The organism is Acidovorax sp. KPB24-03 (genome assembly GCF_057546605.1).
In genome coordinates this window covers 83,672-106,852 of sequence record NZ_BAAJYR010000001.1, presented here as the reverse complement: position 1 = coordinate 106,852, position 23,181 = coordinate 83,672, and the positions used below count along the sequence as shown (strand labels likewise).

The 23,181-nt window shown below is 63.0% G+C and carries 25 protein-coding genes, 1 tRNA gene and 2 pseudogenes; 19 read left to right on the top strand and 9 right to left on the bottom strand.

The window, feature by feature from the left end; translation table 11 throughout:
- Positions 1-123: 123 nt before the first annotated feature.
- Positions 124-3,597 carry a transcription-repair coupling factor gene (gene mfd, locus AC27KI_RS00585; RefSeq protein WP_487112149.1) on the bottom strand — a complete coding sequence of 1,158 codons (3,474 nt, stop codon included), beginning with the start codon at positions 3,595-3,597 and terminating at the stop codon, positions 124-126.
- A 153-nt stretch (positions 3,598-3,750) separates the two neighbouring features.
- Here mfd and AC27KI_RS00580 point away from each other — a divergent pair.
- Both AC27KI_RS00580 and ispF read left to right on the top strand, forming a co-directional pair.
- A pseudogene (locus tag AC27KI_RS00580) lies at positions 3,751-4,601 on the top strand (IspD/TarI family cytidylyltransferase).
- 30 nt (positions 4,602-4,631) lie between these two features.
- A complete protein-coding gene (gene ispF / locus AC27KI_RS00575) occupies positions 4,632-5,123 on the top strand; it encodes a 2-C-methyl-D-erythritol 2,4-cyclodiphosphate synthase (RefSeq protein WP_284399393.1) in 492 nt (163 codons plus the stop codon).
- Here the strand turns inward: ispF and AC27KI_RS00570 are convergent.
- From AC27KI_RS00570 to AC27KI_RS00560, 3 genes are all read right to left on the bottom strand, one after another.
- Positions 5,104-6,603 (bottom strand): sensor histidine kinase, encoded by a 1,500-nt coding sequence (locus AC27KI_RS00570; RefSeq protein WP_272564092.1) that lies wholly within the window; start codon positions 6,601-6,603, stop codon positions 5,104-5,106. The two genes, ispF and AC27KI_RS00570, sit on opposite strands and share 20 nt — an antisense overlap.
- Positions 6,604-6,679: 76 nt before the next feature.
- Entirely contained in the window at positions 6,680-7,411 is a 732-nt protein-coding gene (ompR, locus tag AC27KI_RS00565; protein WP_272564091.1) for an osmolarity response regulator transcription factor OmpR, read from the bottom strand.
- A gap of 88 nt (positions 7,412-7,499) precedes the next feature.
- Positions 7,500-7,736 carry a hypothetical protein gene (locus AC27KI_RS00560; RefSeq protein ID WP_487112147.1) on the bottom strand — a complete coding sequence of 79 codons (237 nt, stop codon included), beginning with the start codon at positions 7,734-7,736 and terminating at the stop codon, positions 7,500-7,502.
- Between the two features lie 163 nt (positions 7,737-7,899).
- On the opposite strand from AC27KI_RS00560, the gene AC27KI_RS00555 reads away from it, so the two are divergent.
- The 9 genes from AC27KI_RS00555 (at position 7,900) to AC27KI_RS00515 (ending at position 11,728) form a co-directional block, all read left to right on the top strand.
- Entirely contained in the window at positions 7,900-8,259 is a 360-nt protein-coding gene (locus AC27KI_RS00555; protein WP_487112145.1) for a hypothetical protein, read from the top strand.
- Positions 8,256-8,651: a hypothetical protein gene (locus AC27KI_RS00550; RefSeq protein WP_487112143.1), complete on the top strand. Its 396-nt coding sequence runs from the start codon at positions 8,256-8,258 to the stop codon at positions 8,649-8,651. The genes AC27KI_RS00555 and AC27KI_RS00550 overlap by 4 nt, the downstream gene beginning before the upstream one ends.
- Complete coding sequence (locus tag AC27KI_RS00545) at positions 8,648-8,821, top strand: hypothetical protein (protein WP_487112141.1); 174 nt, start codon at positions 8,648-8,650, stop codon at positions 8,819-8,821. Before AC27KI_RS00550 ends, AC27KI_RS00545 begins: the two co-directional genes overlap by 4 nt.
- A gap of 428 nt (positions 8,822-9,249) precedes the next feature.
- Positions 9,250-10,500 carry a replication initiation factor domain-containing protein gene (locus tag AC27KI_RS00540; RefSeq protein ID WP_487112139.1) on the top strand — a complete coding sequence of 417 codons (1,251 nt, stop codon included), beginning with the start codon at positions 9,250-9,252 and terminating at the stop codon, positions 10,498-10,500.
- 29 nt (positions 10,501-10,529) lie between these two features.
- The gene (locus AC27KI_RS00535; protein ID WP_284407703.1) at positions 10,530-10,844 is read left to right on the top strand and encodes a hypothetical protein; all 315 of its coding nucleotides are present in this window, start codon (positions 10,530-10,532) and stop codon (positions 10,842-10,844) included.
- Positions 10,844-11,053 carry a hypothetical protein gene (locus AC27KI_RS00530; protein ID WP_284424511.1) on the top strand — a complete coding sequence of 70 codons (210 nt, stop codon included), beginning with the start codon at positions 10,844-10,846 and terminating at the stop codon, positions 11,051-11,053. Before AC27KI_RS00535 ends, AC27KI_RS00530 begins: the two co-directional genes overlap by 1 nt.
- A 103-nt stretch (positions 11,054-11,156) precedes the next feature.
- Entirely contained in the window at positions 11,157-11,294 is a 138-nt protein-coding gene (locus tag AC27KI_RS00525) for a DUF8106 domain-containing protein (RefSeq protein WP_487112136.1), read from the top strand.
- 2 nt (positions 11,295-11,296) lie between these two features.
- Positions 11,297-11,509, top strand: coding sequence for a hypothetical protein (locus AC27KI_RS00520; protein WP_284407700.1), 213 nt, complete (start codon positions 11,297-11,299; stop codon positions 11,507-11,509).
- A gap of 84 nt (positions 11,510-11,593) precedes the next feature.
- Positions 11,594-11,728 carry a hypothetical protein gene (locus tag AC27KI_RS00515; protein WP_487112134.1) on the top strand — a complete coding sequence of 45 codons (135 nt, stop codon included), beginning with the start codon at positions 11,594-11,596 and terminating at the stop codon, positions 11,726-11,728.
- Positions 11,729-12,005: 277 nt separating this feature from the next.
- Here AC27KI_RS00515 and AC27KI_RS00510 read toward each other — a convergent pair whose 3' ends face one another.
- The gene (locus AC27KI_RS00510) at positions 12,006-12,344 is read right to left on the bottom strand and encodes a hypothetical protein (RefSeq protein ID WP_487112132.1); all 339 of its coding nucleotides are present in this window, start codon (positions 12,342-12,344) and stop codon (positions 12,006-12,008) included.
- Here AC27KI_RS00510 and AC27KI_RS00505 point away from each other — a divergent pair.
- The 3 genes from AC27KI_RS00505 to AC27KI_RS00495 are packed head-to-tail and all read left to right on the top strand — an operon-like array spanning position 12,339 to position 15,082.
- Positions 12,339-13,238: a hypothetical protein gene (locus tag AC27KI_RS00505; protein ID WP_487112130.1), complete on the top strand. Its 900-nt coding sequence runs from the start codon at positions 12,339-12,341 to the stop codon at positions 13,236-13,238. The genes AC27KI_RS00510 and AC27KI_RS00505 overlap by 6 nt on opposite strands.
- Before the next feature lie 3 nt (positions 13,239-13,241).
- On the top strand, positions 13,242-13,622 hold the full coding sequence (locus AC27KI_RS00500; RefSeq protein ID WP_284424515.1) for a DUF2523 family protein: 381 nt from the start codon (positions 13,242-13,244) through the stop codon (positions 13,620-13,622).
- Positions 13,619-15,082 carry a zonular occludens toxin domain-containing protein gene (locus tag AC27KI_RS00495; protein ID WP_487112128.1) on the top strand — a complete coding sequence of 488 codons (1,464 nt, stop codon included), beginning with the start codon at positions 13,619-13,621 and terminating at the stop codon, positions 15,080-15,082. Before AC27KI_RS00500 ends, AC27KI_RS00495 begins: the two co-directional genes overlap by 4 nt.
- Here AC27KI_RS00495 and AC27KI_RS00490 read toward each other — a convergent pair whose 3' ends face one another.
- On the bottom strand, positions 15,083-15,355 hold the full coding sequence (locus AC27KI_RS00490; RefSeq protein WP_487112126.1) for a hypothetical protein: 273 nt from the start codon (positions 15,353-15,355) through the stop codon (positions 15,083-15,085).
- A 131-nt stretch (positions 15,356-15,486) separates the two neighbouring features.
- Between AC27KI_RS00490 and AC27KI_RS00485 the strand changes: the two genes are divergently transcribed.
- Together AC27KI_RS00485 and AC27KI_RS00480 are read left to right on the top strand one after the other, a co-directional pair.
- Positions 15,487-16,110: a recombinase family protein gene (locus tag AC27KI_RS00485; RefSeq protein WP_487112124.1), complete on the top strand. Its 624-nt coding sequence runs from the start codon at positions 15,487-15,489 to the stop codon at positions 16,108-16,110.
- A gap of 126 nt (positions 16,111-16,236) precedes the next feature.
- Positions 16,237-16,953, top strand: coding sequence for an SIMPL domain-containing protein (locus AC27KI_RS00480; protein ID WP_487087975.1), 717 nt, complete (start codon positions 16,237-16,239; stop codon positions 16,951-16,953).
- Between the two features lie 92 nt (positions 16,954-17,045).
- On the opposite strand, the gene AC27KI_RS00475 is transcribed toward AC27KI_RS00480, so the two are convergent.
- A complete protein-coding gene (locus AC27KI_RS00475; protein ID WP_284424867.1) occupies positions 17,046-17,828 on the bottom strand; it encodes a 3-hydroxybutyrate dehydrogenase in 783 nt (260 codons plus the stop codon).
- Positions 17,829-17,897: 69 nt separating this feature from the next.
- Here AC27KI_RS00475 and AC27KI_RS00470 point away from each other — a divergent pair, with 69 nt between their 5' ends.
- From AC27KI_RS00470 to AC27KI_RS00460, 3 genes and pseudogenes are all read left to right on the top strand, one after another.
- Positions 17,898-18,848, top strand: coding sequence for an alpha/beta fold hydrolase (locus AC27KI_RS00470; RefSeq protein ID WP_487088007.1), 951 nt, complete (start codon positions 17,898-17,900; stop codon positions 18,846-18,848).
- A 26-nt stretch (positions 18,849-18,874) separates the two neighbouring features.
- Positions 18,875-21,101, top strand: a pseudogene (locus AC27KI_RS00465) (RelA/SpoT family protein).
- 69 nt (positions 21,102-21,170) lie between these two features.
- Positions 21,171-21,247 (top strand) — tRNA-Val (locus tag AC27KI_RS00460).
- A 90-nt stretch (positions 21,248-21,337) separates the two neighbouring features.
- On the opposite strand, the gene AC27KI_RS00455 is transcribed toward AC27KI_RS00460, so the two are convergent.
- A complete protein-coding gene (locus AC27KI_RS00455; protein ID WP_487112122.1) occupies positions 21,338-22,693 on the bottom strand; it encodes an Arm DNA-binding domain-containing protein in 1,356 nt (451 codons plus the stop codon).
- A gap of 97 nt (positions 22,694-22,790) precedes the next feature.
- On the bottom strand, positions 22,791-23,165 hold the full coding sequence (locus AC27KI_RS00450) for a hypothetical protein (protein ID WP_487112120.1): 375 nt from the start codon (positions 23,163-23,165) through the stop codon (positions 22,791-22,793).
- Between the last annotated feature and the right edge of the window lie 16 nt (positions 23,166-23,181).

Here is a 23,181-nt window from a genome sequence, read left to right as displayed (position 1 = left end):
CGCTCAGGGCACGTTTCGCTCTGAATGCAAAGGGTCCGGCCAGATGGCGGGGCGCCCCGGCCGGAAGGCACCGAACACCGTGCATGGCATGCCGCTCACCACGGCACCGTCCCAAGCCATCCGTCAGGCGGGCGCGCCCTGCGCCAGCGGCTGCCCCAGGCTGCGCAGCACGTCGCGCACCATCTGCACCCGGTCCTTGGCCTCGGGCAGTTCGCGTTCGATGCGCAGCTTCTCGTTGCCGGCCAGCTTGATGTGCTTGTTCTTCTGGATCAGGTGGATGATGTTCATCGGATCGATCGGCGGCTGCGGCTTGAAGGTGATGTGGATCACGCCGGGCGCCGCATCCACCTTGACCACGCCATAGGGTTGGCTCATGCAGCGCAGGCGGTGCACGTCGATCAGGGTCTGCGCCTGCGGCGGCAGCTTGCCGAAGCGGTCCACGATCTCCTCCAGCAGGCTGTCGATCTGGTCGGTGGTCTTTGCGGTGGCCAGCTTCTTGTAGAACGACAGGCGCAGGTGCACGTCGCCGCAGTAGTCATTGGGCAGCAACGCGGGCGCGTGCAGGTTGATGTCGGTGGTGACGGACAGCGGCGCCAGCAGGTCGGGCTCCTTGCCCGCCTTGAGCGAGCGCACGGCCTCCGACAGCATCTCGTTGTAGAGCTGGAACCCCACCTCCAGCATGTTGCCGCTCTGGTTCTCGCCCAGCACTTCGCCCGCGCCGCGGATCTCCAGGTCGTGCATGGCCAGGTAGAAGCCGCTGCCCAGCTCTTCCATCTGCTGGATGGCGTCGAGCCGCTGCGCGGCCTGCTTGGTCAGGCCCTCGATGTCCGGCACCATCAGGTAGGCATAGGCCTGGTGGTGGCTGCGGCCCACGCGGCCGCGCAGCTGGTGCAGCTGCGCCAGACCGAACTTGTCGGCGCGGCTCATGATGATGGTGTTGGCCGTGGGCACGTCGATGCCGGTCTCGATGATGGTCGAGCACAGCAGGATGTTGTAGCGCTGCGCCACGAAATCGCGCATGACCTTTTCCAGCTCGCGCTCGGGCATCTGGCCGTGGGCCACGGCGATGCGGGCCTCGGGCAATATCTCTTCCAGCTTCTGGCGCCGGTTCTCGATGGTCTCGACCTCGTTGTGCAGGAAGTAGCACTGCCCGCCGCGCTTGAGCTCGCGCAGCACGGCCTCGCGGATCACGCCCGTGCCCTCGTTGCGCACGAAGGTCTTGATGGCCAGGCGCCGCTGGGGCGCCGTGGCGATCACGGACAGGTCGCGCAGGCCCTCCAGCGCCATGCCGAGCGTGCGTGGGATGGGCGTGGCGGTGAGGGTGAGCACGTCCACCTCGGCGCGCAGCGCCTTCATCTGCTCCTTGTGGCGCACGCCGAAGCGGTGCTCCTCGTCGATGATGAGCAGGCCCAGGTTGTGGAATTGGGTGGATTCGGAGAGCAGCTTGTGCGTGCCCACCACGATGTCCACCGTGCCGTCGCCAATGCCCTTGATGGCAGAGGTGATCTCCTTGCCCGAACGGAAGCGCGACACCTCGGCCACCTTCACCGGCCACTTGCCGAAGCGGTCCATCAGCGTCTGGTAGTGCTGCTCGGCCAGCAGCGTGGTGGGTGCGAGGAACGCCACCTGCTTGCCGCCCGTGACGGCCACGAAGGCCGCGCGCAGGGCCACCTCGGTCTTGCCGAAGCCCACGTCGCCGCAGACCAGGCGGTCCATGGGGCGGGGCGAGATCATGTCCTGGATGACCGCGTGGATGGCCGCGTTCTGGTCGGCCGTTTCCTCGAAGCCGAAGTCGTTGGCGAACTGCTCGTAGTCCTGTGGCGAGTAGCGGAAGGCGTGGCCTTCGCGCGCCGCGCGGCGGGCGTAGATGTTGAGCAGCTCGGCCGCGGAGTCGCGCACCTGCTCGGCCGCCTTGCGCTTGGCCTTCTCCCACTGGCCGCTGCCCAGCTTGTGCAGCGGCGCCTCGTCGGCGCTCACACCCGTGTAGCGGCTGATGAGCTGCAGCTGGCTGACGGGCACGTACAGCACCGCCTTGTCGGCGTATTCGAGGTGCAGAAATTCCTGCAGCGCGGGCGTGCCGTCGGGGTTCTTCTGGCCCACGTCCATGTTGATGAGCCCGTGGTAGCGGCCGATGCCATGCGCGCTGTGCACCACCGGGTCGCCCACGTTGAGCTCGGACAGGTCCTTGATCAGCGCCTCGACATCGCTCACCTGCTCCTGCTTCTTGCGCCGGCGCGTGGTGGCGCCGGCGGCGAACAGCTCCGTCTCGGTCACGAAGTCGATGCCGTCGCCGAGCCAGCTGAAGCCCGTCGTGACGGCGGCCGTGGCGATGCCCACCTTCTCCTCGGCATGGGTCTGGAACTCGGCCAGCGAGTCGAAGGCCGGCGGGCTCAACTGAGAGGCGCGCAGGAAATCGAGCAGGCTCTCGCGCCGCCCGGCGCTTTCCGCCAGCAGCAGCACGCGGTGCGGGGTGTTGCGGATGTGGGCGTGCAGGCGCGCCAGGGGGTCTTCGGCACCGCGCGCCACCGACAGGTCGCCCAGCTTCTGGAAATGGGCGTTGTCGGCAATGTCCTCCACGCCCGGTCGCAAGGCGAGCTGCGGGTGCGCTTTGGCACGGGTGTAGAACTGCTCGGTGGTGAGGAACAGCGCTTCCGGCGGCAGGGCCGGGCGGTCTGGGTCGCCCTGGATCAGGCGGTAGCGGTCCTTCGTGTCCTGCCAGAACCGCTGGAAGGCCGGCTCCAGATCGCCGTGCAGCACCACGGTGGCCTCGGCGCCGAGGTAGTCGAACACGGTCGCCGTCTCGTCGAAGAAGAGCGGCAGGTAGTACTCGATGCCCGCGGTGGCCACGCCGTTGCCCATGTCCTTGTAGATGCGGCTCTTGGTCGGGTCGCCCTCCAGCATCTCGCGCCAGCGGCTGCGGAATTTGGCCCGCGCGTCGTCGTCCATCGGGAATTCGCGGCCCGGCAGCAGGCGCACCTCCGGCACGGGGTACAGGCTGCGCTGGCTGTCCGGATCGAACGTGCGGATGCTGTCGATCTCATCGTCGAACAGGTCCACGCGGTAAGGCACCAGCGAGCCCATGGGAAAGAGGTCGATCAGCCCGCCGCGCACCGCGTACTCGCCCGGGCTCACCACCTGCGACACGTGGGAGTAGCCCGCCAGCGTGAGCTGCGCCTTGAACTTCGCCTCGTCCAGCTTCTGCTTGACCTTGAAGTGGAAGGTGTAGCCCGCGAGAAAGGAGGGCGGCGCCACCCGGTACAGCGCCGTGGTGGCCGGCACCAGCACCACGTCCGCGTCGCCCTGGCTGATGCGCCACAGCGTGGCCAGGCGCTCGCTGATCAGGTCCTGGTGCGGGGAGAACGTGTCGTAGGGCAGCGTCTCCCAGTCGGGGAACAGCGCGCAGCGCAGCTCGGGGGCGAAGAACGCCATCTCGTCGATGAGGCGCCGCGCATCGGTGGCGTCGGCCGTCACGATGGCGGTGGTGCGCCGCGCGGCTTTCTCTCGCTCGCCCAGGCGCGCCAGCAGCAGGGCATCGGCGCTGCCCACCGGGCGTGGCAGGGTGAAACGTTTTCCGGGGATGAGTTTGGGGAGGTCCATGCGGGTGGCGGTGCGTCGGGCCCGGGACACCGGCCCCGGGGGCGCGGTGTGCGCGGCGGTCGGGCGGTGCGGGCGAGTGGCAATTCTAGGCGGGCGTGCTCTCGGCGCACGTTGTCAGATGGGGACGCCCGCCCCTCCTACAATGGCCGCCCCATGACCGATCTGCTCCCGCACCTTTCGCCGCCACCGCTCTCCGGCCAGGGGCGTTTCTGGGCCCTGGTGCCCTGTGCCGGCGTGGGCGCCCGTGCGGTGGCGCAGCCTTCGGGGATCGACCGGGTGGCGGCAGGCCAGGTGCCGGTGCTGCCCAAGCAGTACCAGCCGGTGGCCGGGCATCCCATGGTCCTGCACACCCTGGCCGCGTTCGCCGGCGTGGGCCGGCTGCTGGGCACGCTGGTGGCCGTGGCCCCGGGCGATGCGTTTTTTCGACGGCCAGCCTCAGCCCACCTTCTTCGTGGCCCCCTGCGGGGGGCGCCACCCGCGCGGCGACGGTGCTGGGCGGCCTGCGCGTGCTGCAAGAGCGCGGCGCGCTGCCCGAAGATTGGGTGCTGGTGCACGATGCGGCCCGCTGCCTGGTCACCACGGCGCAGATCGACGCGTTGATCGACGCCTGCGCCGACGACGCCGTGGGCGGGCTGCTGGCCCACAAGCTGGCCGACACGCTCAAGACCGCGATTGACGGCCCGGGCGGCGTGCGCGTGTCCTCCACGGTGGACCGCACCGACAAGTGGCTCGCCCAGACGCCCCAGATGTTCCGCCTCGGGCCGCTGCGGCAGGCGCTGGAGCACCTGGGCCCGGTGGCCACCGACGAAGCGAGCGCCATGGAGGCCATGGGCCTGCACCCCCGGCTGGTGCCGGGCGGCGCGCAGAACTTCAAGGTGACCTACCCGGCCGACTTCGCGCTGGCCGAGGCGGTGCTGGCGCAGCGCATGCATGCCGCCACCCTGGACCGCTTCGGCGGCGCCCGGGGCGAAGCCTCGGCCGTGCCGGGCAAGACGATTTTTTAGGCGCGCGCAGCGCCTGCAGGAACGCGAACGATGAACATCCGAATCGGCGAAGGCTGGGACGTGCATGCGCTGGTGCCGGGGCGCCGCCTCGTCATCGGCGGTGTGGACGTGCCGCACACCATGGGCCTGCTCGGCCATTCCGATGCCGACGTGCTGCTGCACGCCATCACCGACGCGTTGCTGGGCGCCGCGGCGCTGGGGGACATCGGCAGCCACTTCCCGGACACCGACCCCACGTTCAAAGGCGCGGATTCCGTGGCACTGCTGGTGGAGGCCGCGCGGCGCGTGCGCGCGCAGGGCTACGAGATCGGCAACATCGACAGCACGGTGATCGCGCAGGCGCCGCGTCTGGCCGCCCACATCCCCGCGATGCGGGCCCGCATCGCGCAGGCGCTGTCGCTGCAGGAGGGTCAGGTCAACGTGAAGGCCAAGACCGCCGAGCGGCTCGGCCCGGTGGGGCAGGGCCTCGCCATGGAGGCCCGGGCCGCGACGCTGCTGTTCGTCAAGCCTTCGCCGGCTTAGGGCGGCGCGGGGGCAGGTTGCGCTTGATCTGCGGGCGCTGCAGGCGCTGCTTGGGGTCCTTGCCGCCGGGCAGGTCGGTCGCCCGCTGCAATTGGATGTGGGCCACCAGGCCGCCCGATCCCGAATTGGCCAGGGCGAAGATGCCGCCCATGCGCTGCACGGTCTTGTCCACGATGGACAGGCCCAGGCCCGCGCCGGCGGCCGCCGTGCGGGCCGAATTGCCGCGGAAGAACGGCTTGGTCAGGTTGGCCAGCTGCTCCGGCGGCACGCCCGGGCCGTGGTCGCGCACCTTGATGAGCACCCACTTCTCGCGCCCCTTGGCCGCGATGTCCACGGTGGCCGTGCCGCTGTCGTGCGTCTTGCCGTAGCGGCGGGCATTCTCGAGCAGGTTGGAGATCACGCGCGCCAGTTCGACCTCGTCGGCCAGCACGTTCAGGTCCTCGGGCACGTTCATCGAGATCTGCAGCTCGCGATGGTCCTGCACGGCGTACACGCACGACGACACCACGCCATGCAGGTTGACCGGGTTCAGGGTCACGTTGTCGGGGCGGGCGTAGTCGAGGAACTTGTCGATGGTGGCGTCGAGCTGCACGATGTCGGCCACCATGTGTTCGCGGGCCACGTTGTCCGACACGCTCATTTCGGTTTCCAGCCGCAGGCGGGCCAGGGGCGTGCGCAGGTCATGCGAAATGCCCGCCAGCATCACGGCGCGGTCCTGCTCCAGCTTGGCGAGCTTTTGCGCCATGCGGTTGAAGCCGATGTTCACCTCGCGGATTTCGCTGGTCACGGCTTCTTCGTCGAGCTGGCTGGCGGCGAAGTCGCCGTCGCGCACCCGGTTGGCGGCATACGACAGCTGCTTGAGCGGCCGGTTGATGAGGCGCGCGATGGCTGCGGCACCCGCCAGCGACAGGGCCGCGGCGGTGATGAGCCAGATCATCCAGGTCTTGCCCCCGGCCGCGCTCAAGCGGGACCGGTCCATCAGCAGCCAGTTGGGGTCGCCGTTGATGGTGAAGCCCACCCACAGGCCGCTTTCGCCATTGACGTTGCTCGCCACGATGGTGCCCGGCCCCAGGCGGGTAGTGAGTTCTTCGGTCAGCCGCATGCCGAGCGCCGAGGCGTCCAGCAGGTCGAAGCGGTCGGACGGCTCGCGCGGCAGGATGCGAACGCCTTCCTGGTCGGCCATGGTCTTGATCAGCGAGACGCGCGCGATCGCATCGGCATGCACCAGCGCCGCGCGGCTCAGGTTCACCAGCGAGGCGATCTGCTGCGCCGTCTGCAGCGTGCGCGGCTCGAACTCCAGCGCCCGCAGCGTCTGCAGCCAGGCCAGGATGCTGCCCACCAGCAGCAGCGCGAGCAGGAAGAACGTGCGCCAGAAGAGGTTCAGCCCCACCCGTGCACGCTGCGCCCGCAGGTACACGGGGGCCTCCAGGGGGGCAGGGCTGGTGGCGTCGGACGACGCTGCTTCGTAGTTGGCGCTCATGTCGTGAGAATCATCGGGAAATTGCCGAAGGGCAGAGGGCGCCACGGAGAAAACGCGGCCCTCGGCAAAAGGGAGATCAGCTCGTGCCGTCCGGCACGAACACGTAGCCCACGCCCCAGACCGTCTGGATGTAGCGCGGCGCCGCGGCGTCCACCTCGACCAGCTTGCGAAGGCGGGACACCTGCACGTCCAGGCTGCGGTCGAACGGCTCGAACTCGCGGCCACGCGCCAGCAGGGCCAGCTTTTCCCGCGACAGCGGTTGCCGTGGATGGCGGACCAGCGCCTTCAGCATGGCGAACTCGCCGGTGGTGAGTGGCAGCTCTTCGCCGCTGCGCTGCAGTGCGCGCGTGCCCAGATCAAAGGTGAAGGGACCGAAGGTGACGACCTCGTTGTCGCCCGACGGAGCGCCCGGCGCCTCTTGCGGCGGCCTGCGGCGCAGCACCGCGTGGATGCGGGCCAGCAGTTCGCGGGGATTGAACGGCTTGCCCAGGTAATCGTCGGCGCCCACTTCCAGGCCCACGATGCGGTCCACGTCCTCGCCCTTGGCGGTCAGCATGATGATGGGAGTGCGATCGTTGGCGGCGCGAAGGCGGCGGCAGATCGAGAGGCCGTCCTCGCCGGGCATCATCAGGTCCAGCACGATGAGGTCCACGGTTTCGCGCAGCAGAATGCGGTTGAGGGCCTTGCCATCTTCCGCAACCATGACTTCGAAGCCCTCTTGCGTGAGATAGCGCCGCAGCAAATCGCGAATGCGGGCGTCGTCATCCACCACGAGAATCTTGTCGGTACGGTTGGTTGTTGAGGCCATTTGTTTCCCAAGTCCTATTTGTAACAGAGCCGATTCTGACCACCTTGAACCCCGAAGTTCGGCTTTTTGCCAGATACCTGACCAACTGTTACAAGATTTGCCCGGTGTAGGACGCTAGTTTTTTGGCCCAAAACTCCTTTTCTTCCTCTGGAGTTTTCTCGTAGCACAGGTTCATTGCTGCTATCACTTGCATAGCATCAAGGTTTGCGCTTTCCGCCATTTTTGCGATGGCCATGTCCGGCAGTCTGCGTCTGCCTTTCATGTAGTTAGAGAAGGTGCTGCCATCCAGTCCTAGAGCTTGTGCTGCTTCTTTGTCGAATCGCATTCCACATTTCGACTTATAGACTCCGACTATTGCCTCAATTGCATTCATAGCTATTTCTCCAGGTAAAAGTTTTCAATTTGAAATATAATTTTCAAAACGAAAGTTAATTTTCTAAATTGAATGGAAAGTTAACGCTTCTGACTTTACACCCATGGAGCGACACATGCCAGCCCTGCAGTTTTCTTCACTTGCTCAGTTTGTCAATTCCTATCCAGCCAGTGATAAATCCTTCAATGATGAGTCCGTGCGCTATTCCCTCGGGCTTGTCGCTGTCCTGGAATCTAGTGCTTGTCCTGCTCATGTCAGAGAGAGTCTGTTGCTTGCGCTGGGTGTACCCGTGGCGCATCTGGTTTCCGAGGTCGTAGGCGATAAGGAATGCGTGCTCGGTGGGTATTTCGCTGGCGGCGCCGATTTCCGCCATGCGATCTCGGACGCTCTCCAGAAACTGGCTGATCTGGGCCTCGGCGTCTCTGATGTTGTTGGGTTGATCGCTCATGAATCCTCCGAAGTGAGTGCTTCATGATGCCAGCCCTCCAACTCGGTTTTGAAGAATTTGCTGCGTTTGACGCGGCTAACGATTGCTGCCCTCCCGTCTGTGCAGGTGCATCTGCAGCCCTGGTCGCTCAGGTTGGCGGAGAGGGTGGCATTCAATCCGTTGCCGGGAACGAAAAGCGCAAGGGCCGGCCTGCAAAGCATGTTGATGCCGCCGCGCGCAAGGCTGCTTACCGTGCCGAAAGGGCGCGGATCGACTACACCGACCGTCCTGAAATCATCGCAAAGCTCCGGGAGACTGCTGCAACGTTGGATTGCAGCGTGAACGAGTTGCTGCAGTCGATGGTCCGGTTTGCTGAGTGCAATCGCAATTGGAAGCAAGTCGGCCTCTACGGTGCCCGGAAAAACGGGGTGCTGCAATGAGCGATAACGCCCGGTATCTGGTTCAGTTGCACAGCATCCATGATCGGTTGTGTAAGCAGCGGCGCACCCTCAACAATCAGGCGCAGCTTGATCGCCTGGATGAATTGATGCGTCATACGGCTATCCATATCATTTCCTGGGCCACCTGGGACGGTGCGGGGGTTCCATGAACGGCTTCAAATTTGGTGTCGTTGCAGTCCTTGGCGCTGTTGTTGGGCTGCTCCCTGGCTATTTGTTTCTGTCCCCTGTTGACGCGCGGCCCGAGCCTCCCCGTATGCCTGCCTGCCCCCTCCCTGGAGACAACCTGGGGACCCGTCAAAGCGCGACTAGCGCGTCGAGCGTAGCGAGCTTGACGGGGCAGGGTATGGGCAGCATGCCCATGTTGACCTGCGTGCAACCCGTGCCCCGTGTCATGGTTCGCGAGATTCGCCCTGCATTTGTCCCTGCTTGCCATGGTGTTTGCTCGGCTGCGCTCGGCGCGGAGGGGGCCCCGCTGGCGGGGGAGGCGTCCGCGCAGGCGGCAGGGGCGCAAGCCCTCCCCGATGGTAATCACGGGGATAACAAAAAAAGTGGCAGAGCCCACGCCTGGAGTGACAGCATGACCCGCCCCGCGAAGTCGGTTTTGAACAAGCATGCCCAAACGTGTGCCTTGGTCCTCGATGGCAATCAGGTCAAGGTTCGTTTACAGGCTGAACGGTTGGCCACCGGCGTCCCTGTGCATGTGGACTGGGTTCGTTTCACGGTCTTGCTGCGCAACGCTCCCTTGCCCGGTCCTGAAATCCTTTTCCCTACGCCTTCGGCGGACGACGAATTCGAGCCAGTCAGCGGCATGGAGCGCGATCAGCGCGGTGTGCGTTTGATGCGCCTTCGCAAGCTCCTGGCCCAGTGCAAGGATGCCGATTTTTCCCCTGCTGCTCAGGCTATGGAATTGGCTCAGCGCGTTTGTGAAACCCTCGGCCCCGACTACATGGTCGCCCCTGAGGTCCGCAAGGGTCATGACTTCTATGGTCGTCGTTGGTCCATCGAGCGCAACGACGTTGAGGTGGGTTGGGTTGGCTATTTGGCCTCGGGCGATAGCCCTCGCCAGCAAGCCCAGGCTAAAACCATGCATGTCAACGTGTATGGCTCTGCTTGCACGTTTGCCCAATCCGGTTGGCGCGACCACATGGCCAATCTGATTGATGACGTTGCAGGCGTTATCACCCGTTGCGATCTTGCCCTTGACTTTTTCGACGGCATCCGTGGCGGCATGGATCGTGTCAAGGCCGACTATGAAGCGGGTTTGATGGACTCAGGCGGTCGTCGCCTCAAGTGCAACATGGTTGGCGACTGGTCCAACGGCAAAGGGCGGTCGTTCTACGTTGGTTCCAAGGAAGTTGGAAAGCAAACCAATGTGTACGAAAAGGGCCACCAGCTTTTCGGCGACAAGGATGAATCCTGCTGGATGCGCGCTGAGCTGCGTTGGGGCAACAAAGCCCGCGTCTTGAACACCAACATGCTCCGCCGTCCTGCCGATTTTTTCGCGGGCGCCAGTGATTGGCATGCCGCGATATTGGCCGAAGCCGAAGCCGTTTCGTTTCAGGTCCATGTGCCATGCAATCCCCGTTTGGCTGCTGAAACCATCGAGGCCGAAGTAGTCCGCAATGTGCGTTGGCAAATCGATGTTGCTGCGCCCAGTATCGCCTTGGCTTTCGAGCATTTGGGCATCGATGAGTTTCTCGAAATCGTCATGCACAAAAAGGCTCCTGGCCGTCTGCAGCGGTTTGGAAAACAGGAAATCGCCTGCGCGTATGCAAAGGCATTCAAACGAGTCACCAAGGGTGCCGGCGCTGGTCACGCCATGGCATAGCCCTCAACAAAAGACCAAAGGAAACCATCATGAAATTTCAATCCGAAGTCATCGTTCACGGCGTCAAGGAAAGCGAAGGAACCATCGAGGGCCGTGCATTCAGTTCCACCACGTTCCATTGCGAAGTGGATCTCGCTGAAAACAGTGCAGGCCGCAGCATCGGCCGTGCAACCCGCCCCTTCAAGCTCGGTGATGCGAAGGAATTCGACAAGTGGGCGCACCTGGGAAACAGTCTGCCGGTGAAGGCTGTCGCAACCTTCGAAATGCAAGCCGGCGCGCAGGATGCAACGAAGCTCACGCTGGTGGACATTCGGCCGGTCGATCAGGCCAAGAAAGCAGCGTAATGGCCTACGTCATCCAATCCGGCACTACGGGGGCATTCCTGGCGCCGTCTATGGATGACGGTCAGCCTGAATGGGTCATGTCGTTGCGTGAAGCCTGCCCTGTCGTGGACCTCGAGGACTGTGCCCAGTTGATTGAGGACCATGCAGAGCCCTGGCATCGGGCTCAGGTTATAGACCTGACCCAGCTCCACCGGCCGGTGTCTTTCTGAGGGTTTCAAAACGTGTTGTGGACCGAATGTAGCTCTCGATTCGTTCCTGGTCTTTTTTTTTGCTCAGAGTGTTTAGTAAAACTAAACAGAAAGGATGGAAAACATGGATGACGAACAGGATTGCCCGCACTGTGGCCATAAGGGCAATGTCGATGATTTCGTGAGTGATTCCGAAACGGCAGACGCTGCTGGTGTGTTGGTTTGCCCTGAGTGCGGCGATCTGATTTGGGGCGATGAATAGCCATGAACTTTATCGTCTGCAACGTCCAGACGCTGCCGTGTCCGGCGGATCAGCAGGCGTTCCTGTCTTTCTCGCGTGTCGAGGATTTCGCGGCGCTGGGCTTGACCCCAGAAGTCATTTTGGCCGCTTACGTCTTTGGCGCCGGATCGGTCGTCACGTGGTGGTTTCTCGGATTCGTCATCAGTTTGGGCATCAAGCTCATTTCAAAGGCCTGATTTCAGCCGGTCGCCTTGCGTGCAGGGCATCCGGGTGCAATCCGCATATCGCGGCCCACCGTATTTTTTTTTGGAGCATCCAATATGTCTGAAATCTTCGCAGCAGTCGACCTCACCACCGTTGCATCCGCTGTCGTGGTCATCGGCGTGGCCGTCATCGGCATTCACATGGCCTTCAAGGGCATCGACCTGGGCAAGCGCGGCGTGCGCAAGGCGTAAGGTCTCGCCATGCTGATAGGGGCACTGCTCGCTCTCTTCCTGGTCCTGGTGGCCGTGATGGGGGCGGTCAGTGCCCTTGTCTTTTGCATACAGGTGCGCAATGGTTAAATTGCAATGGATTCGGCCTGTATTGGCCTTTTTGTGTTTGTGCAGTGCTGCTTTGGCCGTGTCTGCAGCAACCTGCGTCGAGTGGTCTGCTGATAACGGTAAGACGTTTCAGGCCTCTACTGCTGCGGCATGTGCGGTTCTTAAGTCTGTGCCTGGGTACGGCAGTGCATCAACGGTCATCACTGTTCAGAGTGAAGGGTCTTGCAGGATTGTGGACAGTGGTACTGCTGTCAGTCTCTTTCAGTTGTTCCGGCGTGATGTTGAGTGTCTGCCCCCTTGTCCCGCGGGCGAGGTCCGAAATGAAGCTGGCCAGTGCATCAAGCCGCTTGATCCGTATTGGGACACGGATGATGGCAAATGCAACGTTGCCAATAACCTTTGGAATGCAGTCGGAAACCCGGACCGAGGAGGCCGTGTCAACGGAAAAATTCCCCTCGGAAAGCCCACGAATGTTTGTGTGGACAGTGGTCAGACCGGTAGTGGTGGAAAGCCTCTCGGCTGCTTGCATGAGTTCACGGGTGCTGCATCGTTTGATACTGGCTCTGGTTGGGTCACTGAGGGAGATTCCTGGGGCGCACGTGGCATCAGTACGGGCACTGGAAATCAGGTTGCAGGGTTGGCCTGTGCCCTTGGCCTGGGCGAAGCGGAAGACCCGACAAAGCCTATTGATGCGAGCAAGCCTGACAGCGATTGCAAGGGCGGGCAAAAAGGGCGGGTGAACGGCGTGGACGTGTGTATCGACCGCAGCAGCGGCGAGCAAACGGGCGTTGATTGGACTCGCATCCGTGATACGGCGGGCAACAGTGTCGATGTGACCACTCAGGTCGATTGCAAGCGTGAAAGCTGCACAGTCACAGAAACTCGCAAGCCTTCGGCTGGCGGTGATTCGACCGTCACGGTGACCAATGGCGTGGACCGTGCCAATTACTGCAATGCCAATCCTAAAAACCCGGTTTGCAGGGGCTTGACGGATCCTACCGGTAGCTCTCGTGGCAACGGTACCAATACGGGAAACGGGACCGGGAACGGAAACGGCAATGGCAACGGCAACGGGAATGGTGAATCCGAAGGTGTCGGTGATGTGGGTTCGGTGGGTAGTGGCAAGGAACACGGTCAGCCCGACCTGTACGAAAGCAAGTATCCCAAGGGCATTAAAGGCGTTTGGGAGGCATCTGGCTTGGGTGGCGATCAGGGCAAGTTCAACGTTCTCGCGCGTGCTTTTATGCCTGACATTTCGGACAACGGCGGTTCTCCCTTGTCGTTCAAGGTGCCGTTGAATTTGGGCATTGTGAACTTTGGAATTGTGGACGTGTCCCCGCCTGCTGCGGTTTGGCCGTTCATCCGCATCTGCATATTGATCACGGCGCTGTGGCTCGCCCGCTCGCTGATTTTTGGAGGTTGACCCATGGCCGAAGAATCGGGAATCACGTCGGCGATACGTGCGATCGTCAACGGTATCCAAAAGGTGGTGGACAAGCTCGATGGCTTCATCGATTGGTTTTTCGAGCTCGTCCCACGCTTTTTCAAATCGCTGGTCATCATCCTGCAGGATTTTTTCTTGTGGTCTCTGGAACAGGTCTTCGGCTTGGTCAAGACCCTGATCGATGGCATTACGGGCATGGATGAGATGGTCGCCAGATTGGCGGGCATCTGGGCTGGTGTCCCTCCTGAGGTCACGTTGATGATGCAAACCATCGGGCTTGGAACGGCGTTCGGCATCATCGTTGCAGCGATCGGCATTAGGCTGGTCCTGCAGTTGATTCCATTCACACGGCTTGGATCATGATCAATCTGCTTGAAGGCGTTCCGGGCTCTGGAAAGAGCTATGAGGCCGTGGTTTACCACGTCTTGCCAGCGCTCAAGATGGGGCGCAAGGTCATTACCAATCTCCCGTTGAAGCTGGAGCAATTTGCGGCGATTGATCCTGGTTACTTGGACCTGATTGAGTTGCGTAAGGCCCCTATGCCTATCTTGGGCAGGTGGGATGCTGAAGCCGCAAACCGTGGCGAGAAAGCCTTCATCGTTGGGGAGTTTGAGGATCAGTCTGAGGACGAATCTTTCAATTTCCCCTCTCGCGGGTTGTCTGTCCTGGGTCGTCGTGTGCAGCCTGCCGTGCAGACGATGATTGTGCATAACGGTAAACCTGCCCGCACGCCCCCTGCAAACCAGCGCTTGTTCGGTGGCGTTTGGGACTTTTATGACGAGTGGCGGGGGGATGGGAACGTGGGCGCACTGTTCGTCATTGATGAGTGCCATGTGAGTTTTCCAAAGGAGAATACGCGTAAGGGTCGCTTCACGGCCGATGAGGTCATCCAGTGGTTCAAGATCAGCCGTCATTTCGGCGTCGATGTGCTGTTGATGACTCAGCGCATGCGCGCGCTCGAGGAGGAGGTGGCGGGCCTGGCGGAAATGCACATTCGCGTGCGCAAGGCCGCATTCCTGGGTGATGCGGAAACCTATATAAGGCGCGTGTTCGCTGGCCTCAACGGCGGCGAAGTGTCTTCGGATCAGAGGCCATACAAACCGCAGTACTTTGGCCTGTACAAAAGCCATACGCAAGGTGCTGCGGTCATCGAGGCGTCTGCGCAGGATGTGCAGCCGGCCAATGTCAAATGGCGCAGGCTATCGCGCATCATGTTTGCGGTGGCTGCTATCGGTTTTGTGTGGTTGGGTTTCAGGATTTTCGGGCCGAAGTCGCAGCCTGCTAAACCCGCCACGCCGGCCGGTGTGCTGGTCATGCAGAAAGGGCATTTGCTGCAGCCTCCTCAGCCGGTCTCAGCCGCTGCCGCTCAGTCTGTCGCCCCGCGCACCTCGGGCGATCATCAGAAGTCATCCGTGGTGCCTGCCATGGAGGTCAGAGTGCCTCCTGAGCCCATGGAGGCGCGCGGTTTGCATCTCTCCGGCTGTATGGTCATGCAGGCAAAAACCGCCTGCGTCATCCTTGTTTCTCAGAATGGGCAGCCGGTCTTTACGGTCACTGATGCTGACTTGCAGGCCATGGGCTACAAATGGCGCCGCTTGGCCGATTGCATGGCCGTTGTCTCCTGGCAGGGCAAGGATAGATCTGTCATCTGTGACAGTCCGCAGATTGGCATGGGCGTGCCGATGGTCACTTCTCATGATCCCCATCAGGATGCCAAGGCGGTGCGTAGCGTGCCCATTCCTGAGGTCCACCAGCCTGACCCCAGTTTGATATCGCCGCGTCAGGTCGCCAGTCAGTGGCGCGAGGGGTCGTTGCCCAATTAGCTAGTCAGCTCGCATGTCCGGCATGGGCTGGTCGTGCTTCTCTGCAAAGTGGGGTAATGCGGTTGTCGGCACCAGCACCCATACGAACCCATCGGGTGCGTGTCCTGGGGTCCTGGCGCTTGCGCTGTTGTGCTGCAGCTTGATCGTGCTGCGTGATAGCCCTGCTGTTACGCCTGCCTGGATGCCGCTGGCTAACACCCAGTACATGACGGCTGCAGCTATGCAGCCGATGGCGATTGGTAGCAGCAATCCTAGACCGATGATCGTGCCCATGAAATTCCCCCTTTGGCGCTGGATGGTACTGCTCAATGCGGCCTGAAATAGGGCCTTTTGGGGCGTTTGGCTACACGGGCATTGCAGCAATATTTTCTCGTTTCGTTCCCGTTCGCAAATAAGGAGGATGAATGCAGCAGCAGCTGGGCAGGTTGGTTGGGTATGCGCGTGTTTCGACTCGCGAGCAGGAAACGCGGCTACAGCTTGATGCGCTGGAGCGAGCCGGTGTCCATGAGGTGTTTCAGGAAAAGGCTAGCGGTGTCAGTCATCGGCCTGTGCTGCGCCAGTGTTTGGCGTCTATGCAGTCCGGCGACGTGTTTGTGTTTTGGCGGCTTGATAGGGTTGCCCGGTCTCTGTTTGATCTTCTTGCGATTCATGAGGATCTGCAGGCGCGCGGGGTCATGCTGCGGTCGTTGTCAGAGCCTTTTGACACGACTACTGCATGGGGAGTGTGTGCATTTCAAACGCTCGGCGCCTTCGCTCAATTGGAGCGCTCAACGATCAGGGAGAGGGTGATTGCTGGGCAGGTTGCTGCAATGCGCGCTGGTGTGCAATTTGGCCGGCCTAGGATCGTGGCTGGCGAGTTGGCGTTGACAGCTGCTCGGATGTTTTCTGATGGTTTGGCCAAAGCGGAAATTGCTAGGCGTCTTGGAGTGAGTCAAGCAACGGTAAGGCGGTCATTGATGGACTTGCAGGGCGTGCCTAGGAAGGTCTATAAGCCTCGTTACATTCGCGATCTTGTCAATCAAAACTAACAAGTTTTGCCCCGCCACGCACAGACGCTATCGGGCCTTTACCGCCGATTGATCCGGACCGGTTAACGTAGCGTGTCAAGGGTGTCCGATGCACCCGCCCACTTTCTCTTCACAAGGATTCCGATCATGAGAATTGCTACAAAAATTATAGCTGCAGGTGCTTTTCTGGTGTGCACTGGCGCCGCTTTCTCCCAAAACGCCGTGATGCCGCCACCGCAGAATGTGCTGCAGCTGTCCGCGACCGGCACCGTGGATGTCCAGCAGGACCTGCTGGTGCTCACGCTGGCCACTAGCAAGGAAGGTGCCGATGCAGCCACGGTGCAGACGCAGCTCAAGCAAGCGCTGGACTCCGCGTTGGCGGAGGCCAAGCGCTCTGCCCAGCCGGACCAGATGGATGTGCGCACCGGCGCGTTCGGCATGTACCCGCGCTATGGCAAGGAGGGCAAGATCAACGGCTGGCAGGGCCGGGCCGAGCTGATCCTGCAGGGCCGTGATTTCTCGCGCATCACCACCACCGCCGGCAAGATCCAGTCCATGCCGATCAGCCAGATCGCCTTCGATCTGTCGCGCGAGGCCCGCGAGAAGGTGGAGGGCGAGGCGCAGACCAAGGCCATCGAGCAATTCAAGGCCCGTGCGAATGAACTGGCGCGCGGCTTCGGCTTCAGCGGCTACACGCTTCGGGAGGTGGCGGTGAACAGCAACGAGATGATCCCCGGCCCCCGGCCGCGCATGATGGCCATGGAGGCCAAGATGTCGTCGATGTCCGCCGATGCGCCCGTACCGGTGGAAGCCGGCAAGGCGCAGGTGGTGGTGAACGTCTCTGGCGCCGTGCAACTGCGCTGAGGGGTTGGCGGGCTGACGCCCGTGCCGGACCGCCTCCTTCCCTGGATGCCAGGGCAGGGCGCCGGTGATCGGGCGGTTAAGGCTTTTCGTTCTTACTGGGCGGCCCAGCCACCGTCCATGTTCCAGGCGACGCCGCGGACATTGTTGGCCGCCGGCGAGCAGAAGAACACCGCCAGTTCACCCAGTTCTTCGGGCGTGGTGAACTGCAGCGAGGGTTCTTTTTCGCTCAGCAACTGCTTCTTGGCGTCTTCGTTCGACAGGCCCTGGTCGGCCGCCTTGGCATCGACCTGTTTCTGAACCAGCGGCGTGAGCACCCAGCCGGGACAGATCGCATTGCAGGTCACGCCGGTGGTGGCGGTTTCCAATGCGGTGACCTTCGTCAGGCCCACGATGCCGTGCTTGGCTGCCACATAGGCCGCCTTCTGGGCCGAAGCCACCAGCCCGTGCACCGAGGCGATGTTGATGATGCGGCCCCAGTTGGCCGCTTTCATTGGAGGCAGGGCCAGGCGCGATGTGTGGAAGGCGCTGGTCAGGTTGATCGCCAGGATGGCATCCCACTTCTCGACGGGAAAGTCCTCCACGTTCGCCACGTGCTGGATGCCTGCGTTGTTGACCAGGATGTCCACGCGCCCGAACTGGCTGGCGCTGTACTTCATCATGTCCTCGATGTCCGCTGCGCGGCCCATGTCGGCGCCGTGGTAGGCCACCTGCGCGCCATGGCTTTCGCCGGCCGCCAGCACCTCGGCACGGGGGCCGTCCACATCGCCGAAACCATTGAGGACGACGTTGGCGCCCTGGCGCGCGAGCGCCTTGGCGATGCCCAGTCCGATGCCGCTCGTGGAGCCGGTGACGAGGGCGGTTTTGCCTTGAAGCATGTGAGTCTCTCCGAATGAATTAGGATGAACGCAACCATTATCGAGCGCCCCCGCGACGAATTCGTTCCCATGACCGAGCCTACGCTGAATTACGTGAATTGCCCTGGAATCGCTGCCAAGGAGGGCTCGGCGGACGATGCAGCCGCCAGCCATCGCATGGCGTATTGGGAATGGAACGCGACGGGCCAGCCGGGCCATCCCCATGTGGTGGTTTGCGTGCATGGCCTGTCGCGCCAGGGGCGTGATTTCGATGTGCTCGCCCGCCGTCTGTCCCACCACGCCCGTGTGCTGTGCCCCGATGTGGCCGGCCGCGGCCGCAGCGACTGGCTCGCCGACCCCATGGCCTATCAGGTGCCGGTGTATGCAGCCGACATGCTGGCACTGCTGGCCGACGTGCATGGCCGTGCACCCATCCAGCATCTGGACTGGGTGGGCACCAGCATGGGCGGGCTGATCGGCATGGCGCTGTGCGGCCAGCCGGGCCTGCCGCTTCCCGTGCCGGTGCGCAGGCTGGTCCTGAATGATGTAGGGCCGGTGATCGAATGGAGTGCGCTCCAGCGCATCGGCCAGTACCTCGGGCGGCCCGCCCACTTCGAAACGGAGCAGCAGGCAGCCGATGCCCTGTGGACGATCTCCTCCAGCTTCGGCCCCCATACGCCGGCGCAGTGGCTGGCGTTGTCGCGCGCCATGCTCCGGCCTGCGCCCGAGGGTGGGTTCGTGCTGCACTACGACCCGGCCATCGCCCAGCCGTTTCGCGCGATGACGCAGGAGGCCGCCGTTGCGGGCGAGACGCAGCTGTGGCAGCTGTATGAACAGATCAGTGCGCGCACGCTGCTGCTTCGCGGTGCGCAATCGGATCTGCTCTCGCGCTCGACGGCGCAAGCCATGTCGCAACGCGGGCCCCGCGCGCAGGTGGTGGAGTGGAGCGGGGTGGGGCACGCCCCGACGCTGGTGGCGGACGAACAGGTGGATGCGGTCGAGGCATTTCTCTTCGACCCCGGCGAAAGAGGTGGGCTGTGAAGAGTCTGTCCACCGCCACTCCCGGCATGCAGGGCCAGGGGGGCGCGGGGAGCGCGTCGCCCCGGTCCGATGCCGTGCCGCAGCTCATCGCTGCCACGGCGCTGTCGCTGCCCGAGCAAGCGGGCGCGCTGGCGCGGGCCCGGGCCTTTGCGGAACCGCTGCTGTCCAGCGAGACGCTGGAGACCGGTGAGAACACCTTCGCGCATGCCGAAGCCGTCGCCTCCATCCTCAAGAACATCGGTGGGTCGGAAGCCATGCAGGCGGCCAGCTATCTGGTGCATGCCTGCTCGCACCTGAACAAGCCCGAGGAGGTCATCGCCAAAGCCTTCGGGCAGAACTTTGCCGCCCTGGCTGTGGAGACCACCAAGCTCATGCGTGTGCAGCAGCAGGCGCGCGAAGCCCAGCTTGCCGGGCAGCCGGTGGACGACCCCGCCACGCAGACCGAGAACGTGCGCAAGATGTTGCTCGCATTCTCCCGGGACCTGCGCGTCGTGATGCTGCGTCTGGCCTCGCGTCTGCAAACCCTGCGCTTCTATGCCGCCACCAAACGCGCCGTGTCGCCCGGCATCGCGCGCGAGGCCCTGCAGGTGTTCGCGCCGCTGGCCAATCGGCTCGGCATCTGGCAGATGAAATGGGAGCTGGAAGACCTGTCCTTCCGGTTCCTGGAGCCGGAGACCTACAAGCAGGTGGCCCGGCTGCTGGACGAAAAGCGGGCCGAGCGCGAGGTGTACATGGAGCAGCTTCGCGGCCGGCTGGAGTCCGAACTGCGGCCGCAGCATCAGCGCCAGCGTGCAGGGCCGGCCCAAGCACATCTACAGCATCGTCAAGAAGATGCGCGGCAAGTCGCTCGACTTCGAGCATGTGTTCGACATCCGGGCGCTGCGGGTGGTGGTGCCTTCGGTGAAGGATTGCTACGCCGCGCTGTCCTGGGTGCACGAGCATTTCAAGCCCATCGACGCCGAGTTCGACGACTACATCGCCAAGCCCAAGCCCAACGGCTACCAGTCGCTGCACACCGTCGTGCGCGACGAGACGGGCAAGGCCATCGAAATCCAGATCCGCACCCAGGCCATGAACGACCACGCCGAGCATGGCGTGGCCGCGCACTGGGCCTACAAGGAGGCCGGCACCAAAGGCTATGCGGGCGTTTCGGCCTCCGGCGAATACGACGCCAAGATCGCGGTGCTGCGCCAGTTGCTGGCCTGGGAGCGGGACATGGCGGGCACCGTGCAGCACGGGGGGCTGTTCGAGGACCGCATCTACGTGCTCACGCCGGACGCGGCCGTGGTGGAGTTGCCGCAGGGCGCCACCCCGGTCGATTTCGCCTATGCGGTGCACACCAGTGTCGGCCACCGTTGCCGCGGCGCGCGTGTCGACGGGGCCATGGTGCCGCTCAACACGCCGCTGCAGAACGGGCAGACGGTCGAAATCACCACCGTCAAGGAAGGCCGCCCGTCGCGCGACTGGCTCAATGCCGAGCTGGGCTACCTCACCAGCCACCGCGCCCGCGCCAAGGTGCGTGCCTGGTTCAACGCCCAGGCCACGCATGAGACCACGGCGCGGGGCCGCGAGGCAGTGGAAAAGCTGCTGCAGCGCGAGGGCAAGACCGCCATCAAGCTCGACGATCTTGCCGTGCAGCTGGGCTTCAAGACGGCAGACGCCTTGTTCGAAGTGGTGGGCAAGGACGAGTTCTCGCTGCGTACCATCGAGACGCTGCTGCGCCCGCCCGAACCCGTGCTGCAGCCGGACGATTACCTGCTGCTCAAGAAGACGCGCACCTCCGAGACCGCGCCCAAGGGCGGGGTGCTGGTGGTGGGCATCGATTCGCTGATGACCCAACTGGCCAAGTGCTGCAAGCCTGCGCCGCCCGACAGCATCCGGGGCTTCGTCACGCGCGGCAAAGGGGTCAGCGTGCACCGCGCCGACTGCAGCAATTTTCGCGAGATGGCGGCGCGCAGTGCCGAACGCGTCATCGAAGTGGAGTGGGGGCAATCCAAGGCGTCCGCCGGTGCCGGCCCGTCGGTCTATCCGGTGGACGTGTCGGTCGAGGCTGCAGACCGGCAAGGCCTGCTGCGCGACATTTCCGAGGTCTTCGCCAGGGAGAAGACCAACGTGATCGGCGTTCAGACGCAGTCCGTGAAAGGCACGGCCTGGATGACGTTCACGGTGGAGGTGGCCGACTCCGGCCGGCTCAACAAAGTGCTCGGCATCGTGGCCACGGTGCAAGGCGTGCGCTCTGCGCGGCGCCGTTGAAAGAAAGCGCGCAAAGTTGCCTGAAACGTGTATTTTTTACTGCTACAATCTCGCTTCTCGAATACACACAGGCGCGTAGCTCAGCTGGTTAGAGCACCACCTTGACATGGTGGGGGTCGTTGGTTCGAGTCCAATCGCGCCTACCAAGTTTCTCCACTGAAAGGAACCAGCTTTCAGAATCTCGGGGAACTTGCAGGGAACTTCACAGGTTCCCATTCAGATTAAGCCGCCTTCTCTTAGGCGGCTTTTTCGTTTCTGAGTGCAGCTTCCAGATTCGCTTTTTCCCTCCCACGGTCTGCCCCGTCGATCCACTTGGCATAGACGCTGAATAGCATCTTGGCATTCTTATGCCCCATCTGCCTGGCGATGTACGCGGGGTTCACCCCCGCCGCGAGCGCATTGGCGGCATAGGTGTGGCGCGTTTGGTATGCGCGCCGGCGACGGATGCCCAGACGGCGCAGGCTCGGGGTCCAGTAGTGGTCGCGCTGGCTTCGCTCGTCATGCCACGGGCGGTTGGTCACCGGGTTCTGGAAAATGGCCGAATCCACTCCGCCCATGCATGTCCAGGGCTTCATTGTTTGCAGCGCGGCGACGGCCCGCGCCACAAGGTCCACGTCTCGCGCGTTATACGTCTTCAATTCCTTCTCTTCGCCTGCGGTGCGGGCGCGCTCCACGCGAATGGTCCCGTGGTTCCAGTCCACGTCACCCCACTGTAAAGCGATCAGCTCTTCCGGCCGCATGCCGGTGAGAAAGGCGAATTCGAAATAGGCGTGCACGCGCTGGTCGTAGCGTTCCCTCAAGTCGGCGAGGATGCGCTCCATCTCCGCAGTCGATAGCGGATCAGGTGCGGCCGCCTGGTGCTTGGAGTTCTCGATGCCTTCCATGGGGTTTTCCGTCTTCAGTTCTCGCCCGGCCAACATGAACACTCCACGCAGGGGTATCAGGTAGTTGTTCAGCAGCTTGGCAGACTTCCATGGGTAGCCGCCGACTTTGGCGGCCACCGTGGCATGTGTGAGTTTCTCCATCGGTGACTCTGCCCCCAGCAGGCCCTGCCAGATGGCAAGGGCGTTTTCATACTGACTGAGGGTGCGCTTGGCCAAGCGCCCTTTAGTCTGCAGCCACAGTTCGCACCACTTGCCGAAATTCCTTTCCTCGGCGGCCGGGGCTACGCTGGAAGCTCTCGGGCTATCGGGGAAGAAGTCAGCCAGCACGAAGGTTCCCAGCCGAATCTTGTCCCGGATCTCGGCAGCAACACGGTGTGCGTGCTTCACGTTGGCAGCCGTGGGCGCGAGCGGTTTGCCAGCCATCGTCAGAGTCTCGCGGCACCGCGCGCCATCGTGCACGAAGAACAGTCGGATGCTTCTTTCCCGGACCTCTACTCCGTCTCTAAAACCCATGCCTCTATCCCCTTGGTGTCGATCCAAATGCGACCGTCGCGCCCGCGTCGCCATTCCTTTTTTTTCCAGCCACAAGCCTCGTTCGATACGCTTCTCGATGGCCGCCGGTGAAAGCCCTGTCATGGCGGCGCACAGTTTGATGGTCACAAACCGAGCCGACTGCACGAACGGCTGGGTCGTCATTTCAACTGTCATGGTTCTGCTCCTCCTGCAGGTTGCTGCTCACGTCTCGTTAACTGGCCAGGCTCGGCTGTAATGTCGATTGGGCACATCAGGTTCAACTGGGGTTGCTTCATGCATTCCCCTGGAGAAACGCCATACCGCCGACCAGAGGGAATGGCCAGCATGCTTGCAGCCGTGCCTTCTCCGCCTCCGCAGCTGCGATGAGATCGACACTCAGTTGCACATCGACAGCAAAGCCGTTCCGATCTTTGAAGATGCGCTTGCGGCCCGGCTCGGCACCGCAGTAGTTGCCCGTTCCGCGTCCGGCGCGTCTGCCATCCGGCGTGAACGTGCACATGGTCTTGGGATTGCCGGGCTGTCCGGGCAGTTGGCTCTGTTCCACCACCCCTGCAGCGACCAGCGCTTCGGCGGTGCCGCGGTACACCATCGACCCATAGCCAGGTGAGCGGAAGACGCCAGGGTGGATTTCAACGCGGTCAGACACGGCTGGCCTCCATTGT